Below are 12776 nucleotides of genomic sequence, written 5' to 3'. Positions count from 1 at the left end.
ATGGGCACACTTCTCGACCCGGCCGAGTGTGCCGGGCGGGTCTTCACCGGAGCCTGGGAGGTCCCGGCCGGCGGCACGGTCGACGTACTCGAACCCGCCACCGGGCAGCGCCTGCTGGTCGCCGGTCTCGCCGGGCCCGCCGACGTGGACGCGGCGGTGCGGCGTGCGATCGAGGCCGGGTCGGGCTGGCAGGACACCCCGCCGGTGGAGCGGGCGGCACTGCTGCGACGCGTCGCGGCGCTGCTCACCGCGCACCGTGAGGAGGTCGTCGAGTGGCTGATCCGCGAGGGCGGCGGTGTCCGGGGCAAGGCCGAGCACGAGACCGGCTCGGTCCTCGACGAGCTGTGGGTGGCCGCCGCGCTGCCCACCCAGCCGCACGGCAGTCTGCTGCCCGCCGACGCCGGCCAGCAGAGCATCGCCCGGCGGGTCCCGGTCGGCGTGGTGGCCGTGATCAGCCCCTGGAACGTACCGATGCTGCTGGCGATGCGGGCGGTCGCACCCGCGATCGCGCTGGGCAACACCGTCATCCTGAAGCCGGACGTGAACACGCCGGTCTCCGGCGGCTACCTCATCGCCCGGCTGTTCGCCGAGGCCGGGCTGCCCGCCGGCGTCCTACAGGTGCTGCCCGGCGACGCGGTACCGGGCGAGGCGCTGACCCGGCACCCGGACGTCGACATGGTCGCGTTCACCGGGTCCAGCGAGGTCGGCCGCCGGGTCGGTGCGGCCGCCGGCGGCACCCTCAAGCGGGTCTCGCTCGAACTCGGCGGCAACAACGCGCTCGTCGTGCTCGACGACGCCGACCTCGACCTGGCCGCCTCGGCGGGCGCCTGGGCCTCCTTCTTCCACCAGGGTCAGGTGTGCATGTCGGCCGGCCGGCACATCGTCGTCGAGTCGGTCGCGGACGAATACCTGGACCGGCTCGTCAAACGCGCCGAAGGGCTGCGGGTCGGTGACCCGTGGCGGGAGGCGGCCGACCTCGGGCCGATGATCAACGCGGCGCAGTTGCACCGGGTCGACCGGATCGTCTCCGACAGCGTCGCGGCCGGTGCCGTGCTGCGCACCGGCGGCACCCACGACGGCCCCTACTACCGGCCGACCGTGCTGGCGGCCGTCCCACCGCAGTGCCCCGCGTTCCGGGAGGAGATCTTCGGCCCGGTGGCGCCGGTGACCGTGGTCGCCGACGCCGACGAGGCGGTCCGGGTCGCCGGGGACACCGACATGGGGCTGACCGCCGCCATCCAGACCGGCTCGGCAGAGCGCGGGCTGGCCCTGGCGGCCCGGATCCGCACCGCGATCGTGCACGTCAACGACCAGACCATCAACGACAACGCGTACGTGCCGTTCGGCGGGCGGGGATCCTCCGGGAACGGCTCCCGGTACGGCGCCGCGCATAGCTGGGACGAGTTCACCCAGTGGCAGTGGATAACCGTCCGGGACGTACCCGCCCGGTATCCGTTCTGAGAGCCGCGTCAGAGTGCCCCGGCGCGGCGCCGGGGCACTCTTTTGTCAACCGAGGTGAGCCGGCCGCTCAGGACGAGGTCGTCACCGGCTTCGGTCGGTGGCTGTTGAGGTAGTTGCTGCCGCCCGCCACGCTGGCGTGCGCCAGCCGGTTCATCGGCACCGCGACCCGAAGCGCACGCAGCATCAGGAGCATGTTGTTGCTGCGGCTCATCCAGGCGGCACCGTTGCGTACCCGCCGCACCCGCCGTACCCGGGCCGACTCGTACGCGCGCAGCGCCGCGTCGGCCAGCCGGGGCTCACGTACGTCACGCAGCGCCCCGGCGAGCACCCAGGCGTCCTCCAGCGCCTGGTTCGCGCCCATGCCCGCCCGGGGTGGGATCGCGTGCGCCGCGTCGCCCATCAGCGTGACCGCGCCCTGGCCCCAGCGGCGCGGCACCCGGTGCAGCGTGTGCGGGAAGACGTGCACGTCCTCCTCCGTCACCTGGTCGAGCAGGCCGGTCACCTCCGGCGCCCAGCCGCCGAACCAGTCCCGCAGCCGCGGCAACTGCGGGCCGGCCGCCCGCCCCTCCGCCTCGTCACCGGGCGACCAGGGGCCCTCGAACGCCCAGTGCAGCAGGCCGTCACCGACCGGGTGGACGGCGCAGATGCCGATCCGGCCGAAGTACGTACGCACCGTGTGCCCGCCGGCCAGGTCCGACCGCAGCGGCCCGGTGCCGTGCCAGGTGGCCACGCCGGTGAATCGCGGCGCGTCGCCGAGCGTCCGGGACCGGACCGCGGACCGGTACCCGTCGGCGCCGATCACCACGTCCGCGTCCACCTCGGTGCCGTCCGAGAAGACCACGGTCGCGCCATCGGCCCGGTGCCGCACCTCCGTGCAGCGCCGTCCGAACCGGACGGTGCCGGCCGGCAGCGCGGCGCCGAGCACCTCGACCACCCGGCCGCGCGACACCAGCAGCGTGTCCTGGCCGTAGCGGGCGGAGACCTCCCGCATGTCCGTCCAGACCAGCAGCGAACCGTCCGAGGTGAGCAACTCGCCCCGGTGCATGGCGGGACCGAGTTCGGCGACACGGATGCCGAGAGCGTCCAGGATGCCGGTGGCCCCGGGCCAGAGGATCACCCCGTTGCCCTCGGTCCGCAGCCGGTCGCCGCGCTCGTACACCTCCACCTGGTGACCGGCCGCGCCGAGCCCCAGCGCGGCCGCGAGCCCGCCGATCCCGGCGCCGACGACGACAATCCTCATCCGTCCATCCCTTCCTCCGACGACACCCTCAGAACCGGCCCGTGACGAGCCAGTCGTGCAACGCCTTCGCCACCGCGTCCGACCGCTCCTCCAGCACGCTGAAGTGGTCGCCCGGCACGTCGACCACCTCGTGCGGCGCGGTCCAGCGGGCGGTCCAGTCACGCTCCGGACCGGCCAGATCCGGCAACTCGGCCGAGAACGGCTCGGTCGCCCGCAGCAGCAGCACCGGGGCGGCGACCGGCGCGGGTGACCAGCCGGTGAAGATCCGGTCGTAGCCGCCGGTCGCCGCGAGCCGGTCCTCGTTGCGCAGCACCAGCCCGCTCTCCCGGCCCGACGTCGCGCGGGTCATCGCGTCCCGGATCCACGGCCGCCGGACCAGGTCGCCGGGCTCGTAGGTGTCGATCAGCACCACGGCCCGGGCGGGGACGCCGATCTCCTCCAGGTGCGCGGCCAGCGCGTTCGCGACCCAGCCCGCCGCCGAGCGCCCCACCAGCACGAACGGGGCGTCACCGCGCAGTTCCCGGATCGCCGCCGCGTGGGCCCGCACCAGGGCGGCCACGCTCTCCGGCAGCGGCTCGCCGGCCCGGAATCCGGGCTCGGGCAGCGCCCAGACCGCGCGCTCACCGCGTAGCGCGGCGGCGAACCGGGCGTACTCGTGTGGCCCGGACGCCGGGCTGAAGGAGGGCAGGCAGAGCAGCGCGGGCTCCCGATCACTCGACGCGAGCGGGACCGGCCGGGGCGCGTGCGCCGCCGCCTCCGTCGCGCCGAACACCGGTCGCAGCGCCGCGACGGCACTCAGCAGCGCCGCCGCCTCCGCAGGACGGCCGGCCGCGTGCGCACCCCAGTAGAGGTCCGCGATCCCGCCGGTCGACGCCGCCGCCGGATCGCCGGGCGTGCCCGCCTGGACGAGCCACGCCGCGATCTCCGTCGGCGTCGGGTGGTCGAAGACGAGCGTGGCGGGTGGTTGCACGCCGGTCGCGGCGCCCAGCCGACCCACCAGCTCCACCGCGGTGAGCGAGTCGAAACCGGCGGCCAGCAACTCCTGCTCGGGGTCGAGCGCACCGGCGTAGCCGAGTACCTCCGCCGCCAGCGTCCGCACCAGGTCCAGCGCGATCCCGGGCCGGTCCGCCCCGTCGGCGCCACGCAACCGCTCGGCGAGCCGGTCGGCCGCACCGACCAGGCGCTCCGGGACGCCGGAGGGCCGGGTGGCCACGGTGCCGCCACCCGGCAGCGGCTCCAGCCAGAACCGCTCGTGTTGGAACGGGTACGTCGGCAGCGTCACCGGGCGCGGCCGGTGCGGTGCCAGCAGCGCCGTCCAGTCGACGGCCTGGCCGTGCAGGTGCAGCTCACCGGCGGCGGCCAGCAGCGTACGCGCCTCGGGCCGGCCGCGACGCATCAGCGGTACGAACGCGCGGCGCCCACCCGCCTCCCCGGTCAGCGTCGTACGAGCCAGCGCGGTCAGCACCGCGTCCGGGCCGACCTCGACGAAGCGCCGTACGCCCGCGTTCCGCAGCCACCGCACGCCGTCGAGGAACCGGACCGCCTCCCGCGCGTGCCGCACCCAGTAGTCGGGCGTGCACAGCTCCTCGGCCGGCACCGGTGCGCCGGTCAGGTTGGAGACGATCTCGATCGTCGGCGTGCCGAGCGTGAGCCCGGCCAGGACCTCCCGGAACTCGTCGAGCATCCCGTCCATCTGCGCGGAGTGGAAGGCGTGGCTGACCCGCAGCCGGTTCGTCCGGTGCCCGCGCTCGGCGAGTATCCCGACGATCCGGTCCACCGCCTCGGCGTCTCCGGAGACGACGGTGGCGTCCGGGGCGTTGACCGCCGCGATCGCAACCCGGCCGGACTCCGCGTCGACCAGTGGCCGCACCTCCTCCTCGGCGGCGCGCACCGAGACCATCGCGCCGCCGTCGGGCAGCGCCTGCATCAGCCGCCCCCGCGCGGCGATCAGCGCGCACGCGTCGTCGAGCGAGAAGACGCCGGCGACGTGCGCGGCGGTGATCTCGCCGATCGAATGGCCGATCAGGAAGTCGGGGCGGACACCCCACGCCGCCAGTTGGCGGTAGAGGGCCACCTCCAGCGCGAACAGCGCCGGCTGCGCGTAGCGGGTCTCGTCCAACGGCCCGGCCTCCTCCGCCGGTGCGGTCATCAGGGACCGCAGCGATCGGCCGAGCTGGCGGTCGAGGCGGGCGCAGACGTCGTCGAGCGCGGCCGCGAAGTCCGGCAGCGTCTCGTACAGCTCGGCGCCCATCCCGGCCCGCTGGCTGCCCTGGCCGCTGAAGAGGAACGCGGTCGCGCCGCCGGCCGGTGCCGCCGCGACCGGGGTCACCGCCTCCGCCGCCCGGCCTTCGGCGAGCGCGGTCAGGGCCGCGACCAGCTCGTCCCGGTCGGTGCCGGCGAGCACCACGGCGTCCCCGAAGCGGGCGCGGGTGGTCGCCAGCGCGTGGGCGACGTCGCCGATCCGGAGGTCCGGCCGCGCGGAGAGCGCGGCGCCGAGCCGCCCGGCCTGCTCCGCCAGCGCCGCCGGGGTCCGGGCCGACAAAACCCAGGGCACAGGGGTACGCGTGAACGCCTCTTCCGCCTCGGCCGGAATCTGCTCGGGTGCCTCCTCCAGGATGACGTGGGCATTGGTGCCGCTGATCCCGAACGAGGAGACGCCCGCACGTCGGGGCCGGCCGTCGCGCGGCCAGTCGCGCGGCTCGGTCAGCAACGTGACCTGCCCGGCAGCCCAGTCGACGTGCGGCGACGGCTCGTCGGCATGCAGCGTCCGGGGCAGCCGCTCGTGCCGCATCGCCAGCACCATCTTGATCACCCCAGCCACACCGGCAGCAGCCTGGGTGTGACCGATGTTCGACTTCACCGAGCCGAGCCACACCGGACCGGCCTCGCCACGCTCCCGGCCATACGTGGCCAACAACGCCTGCGCCTCGATCGGATCACCCAACGTCGTGCCGGTGCCGTGTGCCTCGACGACGTCGACGTCGGCGGTGGACAGGCCAGCGCTTGCCAGCGCTGCTCGGATCACCCGCTCCTGGGACGGGCCGTTCGGCGCCGTCAGGCCGTTGGACGCGCCGTCCTGGTTCACCGCGCTACCGCGTACCAGAGCAAGGATCTTGTGGTTGTTACGGCGTGCGTCGGAGAGCCGTTCGAGCAGCAGCATGCCGACGCCCTCGGCGAAACCGGCGCCGTCGGCCGAGGCGGAGAACGCCTTGGAGCGGCCGTCGGGGGCGAGACCTCGCTGCCGGGAGAACTCGACGAACAGCGCCGGGGTGGACATGACCGTGACGCCGCCGGCCAGCGCCAGGTCGCATTCGCCCTGCCGCAGCGCCTGCGCGGCCAGATGCAACGCCACCAGCGACGACGAGCACGCCGTGTCCACCGTGATCGCCGGACCCTCCAGGCCGAACGTGTAGGAGATCCGGCCGGAGGCGACACTGGCGGTGTTGCCGGTGCCGACGTAACCCTCGACCTCCTCGGGCGCCGCGGCCGCGAGCGCCGCGTAGTCCTGGCCGCTGGCGCCGACGAAGACGCCGGTCCGGCTGCCCCGGGCCGCCGACGGGTCGATCCCGGCCGCCTCGAACGCCTCCCAGGACGTCTCCAGCAGCAGTCGCTGCTGCGGGTCCATGGCCAGCGCCTCGCGCGGCGAGATGCCGAAGAACGCGGCGTCGAAACCGGCCACGTCGGAGAGGAAACCGCCGTGCCGGGTGTACGACCGCCCGCGCTGGCCCGGATCCGGGTCGTAGAGGTCCCCGTCCCAGCCACGGTCGGCTGGGAATTCGGCGATCGCGTCGCCGTCGGAGTCGAGCAGCCGCCACAGGTCGTCGGGCGACGCCACACCGCCCGGATAGCGGCAGCTCACGCCCACTATCACGATCGGGTCGCCGGTGACCGCCGCCGGAGCGGACCGGTCCTCCGAGACGGCCTCCACCCCGCCAACCTCGGCCCCCAGGTATGCGGCGAGGGCCGCCGGCGTCGGATGGTCGAAGACGAGCGTCGGCGGCAGCCGCAGTCCGGTCACGGCGGTGAGCCGGTTACGCAGTTCGACGGCGGTCAGCGAGTCGAAACCGGCGTCCCGGAACGCCCGCAGCGGCTCCACCGCGTCGGCGGAGGCGTGGCCGAGCACCGCGGCGACGTGCCCGCGTACCAGGTCGAGCAGGACGCGGTCCCGTTCCGCCGAGGGTCGTCCGGCCAGCCGGGCGGCCAGGCCCGAGGTGTCCGGGGCAGAGTCCTGCCGGACGGTCCGGCGTACCGGTCCGACGAGTTCCGCGAAGAGCGGCGGCAGGGTGGCCTCCCGGGCCTGCTCGCGCAGGACGCGTACGTCGAACCGGGCCGGGACGAGCGTCGCCCGGTCGGCCTCCATGCCGGCGTCGAAGAGCGCCAGGCCGTCCTCTGTGGAGATCGCGCGGACGCCGCTGCGGGACATCCGGTGCACGTCGGTGTCGGTGAGCGCACCGGTCAGCCCGGTGCGCTCCGCCCACAGTCCCCAGCCGAGCGACACGGCCGGGAGCCCGGCGGCCCGGCGGGACTCGGCGAGCGCGTCGAGGTACGCGTTCGCCGCCGCGTAGTTGCCCTGGCCCGGGCCGCCGAGCGTGCCCGCGGCGGACGAGAAGAGGACGAACTGGGCCAGGTCCAATGGCGCGGTCAGCTCGTGCAGGTGCCGGGCGGCGTCGGCCTTCGGCTCCAGCACCGCGTCGACACGGTCCGGGTCGAGCGCCTCGACCACGCCGTCGTCGAGGGTGCCGGCGGTGTGCACGACCGCGGTCAGCGGGTGGTCGTCGGCGATGCCCGCGAGCAGGCGCGCGACTGCCGCCCGGTCGCTCACGTCGCAGGCGGCGACGGTCACCTCGGCACCGGTCAGGTCGGCCAGCAGCTCGGCGGTGCCGGGCGCGTCCTCGCCACGGCGGCTGGCCAGCAGGAGATGCCGGACGCCTCGGTCCCGGACCAGGTGACGGGCGACCGCCGCGGCGAGCGTGCCGCTGCCGCCGGTGATCAGCACGGTTCCGTCCGGGTCCAGCGGCCGGGGGATGCTCAGCACCAGCTTGCCCACGTGCTTCGCCTGAGCAAGGTGTCGGAACGCGTCCGGTGCGCGGCGGACGTCCCAGGCCTTGACCGGCAGGGGGCGGAGCGTGCCGTCGGCCATCATGCGGGTGATCTCGGTGAGCATCTCCCGGAGCCGGTCCGGACCGGCCTCCATCAGGTCGAAGGCGCGGTAGGTCACGCCCGGATGAGCGGCCGCGACCACGGATGGATCCCGCACGTCCGTCTTGCCGAGTTCCACAAACCGACCGCCGTTGCCGAGCAACCCCAACGACGCGTCGACGAACTCGCCCGCCAGCGAATTCACCACCACATCCACACCCGAAAACACCGACGCAAACTCCAACGACCGCGACGAACACACCCCCGCCACACCCACCACACCCCACTTGTCCGGACGCGCCGTCGCCACCACCTCCGCCCCCAACACACCCGCCAACCGCACCGCCGCCATCCCCACACCACCCGCAGCCGCATGCACCAACACCCGCTCACCCACACGCACACCCGCCACATCCACCAACGCGTAATACGCGGTCAGGAACGCGATCGGGGTGGCGGCGGCGTCGGTGAAGGACCAGCCGTCCGGCATCGGTACCACGGTGCGGTGGTCGGCGACCGCGATCGGGCCGAAGCCACCGGAGAACAGGCCCATCACCCGGTCACCGACGGACAGTCCGGTCACCTCCGAACCGACCTCGACGACCACCCCGGCGCCCTCGCTGCCGAGCCGGGCGCTACCGGGGTACATGCCCAGGGCGATGAGTACGTCCCGGAAGTTGAGGCCAGCGGCGCGTACCGCGACCCGAACCTCGCCGGGGCCGAGCGGTGCCGAGTTCTCCGGCGCGGGTACCAGGGCCAGATGCTCCAGCGTGCCCGGCTCGGTGCTGTCCAGCCGCCAGGCCGGCGCTCCGGCCGGTACGGTGAGCGCCTCGGCCGTCGTGGCGCGGACCAGACGGCGTGCCAGGATGTTGTCTGCGCGGACCGCGAGTTCCGGTTCGGCCGTTCGCAGCGCGCCCGCGAGTGCTGCGGCGGACCAGGCGGTGCCGAGGTCCACGATGGTGAGTGTGCCGGGCCGCTCCGACTGGGCGGACCGGAGCAGGCCGCGCGCCGCCGCCACGCCGAGGCTGGTCACCGTCTCCCCGGGCCCGGCGGCGACCGCGCTCCGGGTGAGCACCACGAGCCCGGCCGTGGTCGCGGCAGCAAACCACTCCTGCACCAGGCGCAGCGCGCGGTGCGTGGTGTCGTGGACGCCGTCGTCGTCGAGCAGCGTCAGCACCGCGTCCGTGTCCGGTTCCCCGGCGGCATCGCCGAGCGTGGCGGCGCGGATCACGCGGACCCCGGCACCGGTCAGCGCCTCGCCGACCGACCATGGGTCGGCACCGGCCAGCACCACCCGGGCGGGCGCGGCCGCAGCCGGGACCCCGTCCCGCCATTCGACCTGGAACAGCGAGTCGTGCGGGCTCTCCGGGCCGGTGGTGGGCAGGTCCGTGCTGAGCGGACGGGAGACGAGGGAGTCTGCGGTCAGCACCGGCCGGCCGGCGGGGTCGGCGACACGGACGGTGATCGCCTCCGGACCCGTGCGGGTGAGCTGGACCCGTAGCGCGGTGGCGCCGGTGGCGTGCAGCGTGACGCCGGTCCAGGCGAACGGCAGCCGGACCGGGCCGTCCGGGTCGGCGTCCGCGACGGCTGTCGCGTGCAGGGCGGCGTCCAGCAGCGCGGGGTGTATCCCGAACGCGGCGGCGTCCAGGTGCGCGGATTCGGGGAGAGCGACCTCGGCGAAGACGTCGGCACCGCGCCGCCACGCCGCCCGCAGTCCCTGGAACATCGGGCCGTAGCCGTACCCGCCGTCGGCGAGACGATCGTAGAGGCCGTCCACGTCCACGGCCTCGGCACCGGCCGGTGGCCAGACCGTCAGGTCCGTGCCGCCGGGCGCGGGTTCGGTGGTGAGCAGGCCGGTGGCGTGTACCGTCCACGGAGCGTCGCCGGTGGGCCGGGAGTGGATGGTGACGGTACGGGCGCCGCTGTCGTCAGGAACCGTGACCCGGACCTGCACCTCGACACCCGTACGCGGGGTGACAGTCAACGGCGCGTGCAGGGTCAGCTCGGCAAGCCGGCCACAGCCGGCCTCGTCACCAGCCCGCAACGCCAACTCGACAAAGGCGGTCCCGGGCAGCAGAACCGTCCCGTTGACCGCATGATCAGCCAGCCAGGGGTGGGTGTGCAGACCGATCCGACCGGTCAAGACGACACCGTCACCGTCGGCCAGGGGGACGGCGGCGCCCAACAAAGGGTGGCCGGCGGCGGTCAGGCCCAGCGTCGTCGGATCACCACCGTGCGTCGGTGTGGGATCGAGCCAGAAACGCTCTCGTTGGAAGGCGTAGGTCGGCAGGTCCACCAGTTGCGGGTTGTTCCCGAATGCCGGGGTGAAGTCGACCGGCAGGCCACGTGTCCACGCCTCACCAAGACTCAGATACAGCCGTTGCAGACCACCCTCATCCCGACGCAACGTCCCGACGACAACCGCCGCACCCTCGACCGTGTCCTCGATCGCAGTCGTCAACACCGGATGCGCCGACACCTCCACAAACCCGTCCACCCCATCAGCCACCAACACCTGCACGGCAGCCGCGAAACCGACTGGTTGACGCAGATTCCGATACCAGTAGTCCGCGTCAACCACCGACTCGAACCGGCCAGTGACGGTGGAGAAGAACGGAACACCACCTGTCGTCGGGACGATCCCGGCCAGGGCGGCGCGCAGGTCCGTCTCGATCGTCTCCACGTCGACCGAATGGGAGGCGTAATCCACCGCGATCCGACGGGCACGAACTCCCGCCTCCTCACAACGGCTGAGGAGAGCGTCCAGCAGCCGGTCGTCACCGGCCACGACCAGGCTCGACGGGCCGTTCACCGCCGCCACCGACAGTCCGACCAGCCACGACTCCACCTCCTCGCGGGAAGCCGAGACCGACACCATCCCACCCCTGCCGGCCAGCTTCGACGCCACCAACGCCGAACGAGACGCGACTATCCGGGCACCGTCATCCAGGCTCAGCAGGCCCGCCACACACGCGGCGGCGACCTCACCCTGCGAATGACCCACCACCACCGACGGCTTCACACCAAACGACGACCACACCTCCGCCAGCGACACCATCACCGCCCACAACACCGGCTGCACCACATCAACCCGCCCCAACGCCACCTCGTCGCCGATCACCTCGGACAACCGCCAGTCCACAAACGGCGCCAACGCACGCTCACACTCGGCGAAACGCTCACGAAACACCGCAGACTGCGCCCGCAACTCCGACGCCATACCCACCCACTGCGAACCCTGACCCGGAAACACAAAAGCAGGACGACGCACCGCACGATGCGCCACACCCTCCACCAACACCGGCGACGGACCACCGACGGCAAGCGCATCCAACGCCGGCAGTCCCAGCGCCACCGCGCGATGGGTGAGCGCCGAGCGTGCCGCGACCAGCGTGGCGCCGACGCCGGACGGGGACGGCCGGTGGGCCAGCGCGTGGTCGCGCAGCCGGCCGGCGGCCGTACGCAGGCTGTGCGCGGAGCGTGCGGAGAGCGCCCACGGTACGGGGTGACCGGCCGGTTCCGGCGGCGGTGCCGGGGTCTCCACCGGCGCCTCTTCGAGGATCACGTGTGCGTTGGTGCCGCTGATGCCGAACGAGGACACCGCCGCCCGACGCGGCCGGTCCGCCGCCTCGGGCCAGTCGCGGGCCTCGGTCAGCAGCGACACGGCACCCGCCGACCAGTCGACCTGGCTGGTCGGCCGGTCCACGTGCAGGGTGCGGGGCAGAAGCCCGTGGCGGAGCGCCATCACCATCTTGATCACGCCGGCGACGCCCGCCGCCGCCTGGGTGTGGCCGATGTTGGACTTGAGTGAGCCGAGCCAGAGCGGCCGTCCGGGCTCGCGGTCCCGGCCGTACGCGGCGAGCAGCGCCTCGGCTTCGATAGGGTCGCCGAGCGTGGTGCCGGTACCGTGCGCCTCGACCGCGTCGACGTCGGCCGTGCTGAGCCGGGCGGCGGCGAGCGCACTCCGGATGACCCGCTCCTGGGAGGGCCCGTTCGGCGCGGTGAGACCGTTGGAGGCGCCGTCCTGGTTGACCGCGCTGCCGCGTACCAGGGCAAGGATCTTGTGGTTGTTGCGACGTGCGTCGGAGAGCCGTTCCACGACCAGCACGCCCGCGCCCTCACCCCAGCCGGTGCCGTCGGCCGCGTCGGCGAACGCCTTGCAGCGGCCGTCCCGGGCCATCCCCCGCTGCCGGGAGAACTCGACGAAGCCGCCGGGGGTTGCCATCACGGCCACGCCGCCGACGAGCGCCAGTGCGCACTCGTCCCGCCGCAGCGCCTGGGCGGCCAGATGCAGCGCCACCAGCGACGACGAGCAGGCGGTGTCCACGGTGACCGCCGGGCCCTCCAGCCCGAGCGTGTACGAGATCCGGCCGGACACGACGCTGCCGGAACTGCTGGTGACCACGTACCCTTCGACGCCGTCCACGGCCCGGGACAGCAGGTTGGCGTAGTCGGAGCCGCCGGCGCCGGCGAAGACGCCGGTGCGGCTGCCGCGCAGCGAGTCCGGTGCTATGCCGGCGTGCTCCAGCGCCTGCCAGGACGCCTCGAGCAGGAGACGCTGCTGCGGGTCCATCGCGGTGGCCTCGCGCGGCGAGATGCCGAAGAACGCCGCGTCGAAGCCGCCGACACCGTGCACGAAACCGCCCTCGCGCACGTAGCTGGTGCCGGGCGTGTCCGGGTCCGGATCGTAGAGCGCGTCGACGTCCCAGCCGCGGTCCACCGGGAAGCCGGACATCGCGTCGACGCCGTCGGCGACGAGTTGCCACAGGTCGTCGGCGGACTCGACGCCGCCGGGCAGCCGGCAGGCCATGCCGACGATCGCCACCGGTTCCACGGCCGCCGCCTCAAGCCGGCGGTTCTGGTCGCGCAACCGCTCGTTCTCCTTCAACGACGCGCGCAGTGCCTCGACGACCTGGTCCTGAGAGGTGTTCATCTG

3 protein-coding genes are annotated in these 12776 nt (G+C 73.8%); 1 reads left to right on the top strand and 2 read right to left on the bottom strand.

Annotated features, from left to right (window positions below; all coding sequences use genetic code 11):
- On the top strand, positions 1–1461 hold the full coding sequence (locus O7629_RS10220) for an aldehyde dehydrogenase family protein (RefSeq protein WP_278168852.1): 1461 nt from the start codon (positions 1–3) through the stop codon (positions 1459–1461).
- A gap of 67 nt (positions 1462–1528) precedes the next feature.
- Here O7629_RS10220 and O7629_RS10215 read toward each other — a convergent pair whose 3' ends face one another.
- Complete coding sequence (locus O7629_RS10215) at positions 1529–2701, bottom strand: NAD(P)/FAD-dependent oxidoreductase (RefSeq protein ID WP_278168851.1); 1173 nt, start codon at positions 2699–2701, stop codon at positions 1529–1531.
- Between the two features lie 28 nt (positions 2702–2729).
- A complete protein-coding gene (locus tag O7629_RS10210) occupies positions 2730–12773 on the bottom strand; it encodes a type I polyketide synthase (RefSeq protein WP_278168850.1) in 10044 nt (3347 codons plus the stop codon).
- Positions 12774–12776 lie beyond the last annotated feature (3 nt).

Origin of the sequence: Solwaraspora sp. WMMD792 (assembly GCF_029626105.1) — a bacterium.
GTDB lineage: Bacteria > Actinomycetota > Actinomycetes > Mycobacteriales > Micromonosporaceae > Micromonospora_E.
This window is presented reverse-complemented; position numbering and strand designations above follow the sequence as displayed.

Coding starts and splice junctions, on each gene's coding strand:
- O7629_RS10210 (WP_278168850.1), bottom strand. CDS start 12,773: ATGAACACCTCTCAGGACCAGGTCGTCGAGGCACTGCGCGCGTCGTTG.
- O7629_RS10215 (WP_278168851.1), bottom strand. CDS start 2,701: ATGAGGATTGTCGTCGTCGGCGCCGGGATCGGCGGGCTCGCGGCCGCG.
- O7629_RS10220 (WP_278168852.1), top strand. CDS start 1: ATGGGCACACTTCTCGACCCGGCCGAGTGTGCCGGGCGGGTCTTCACC.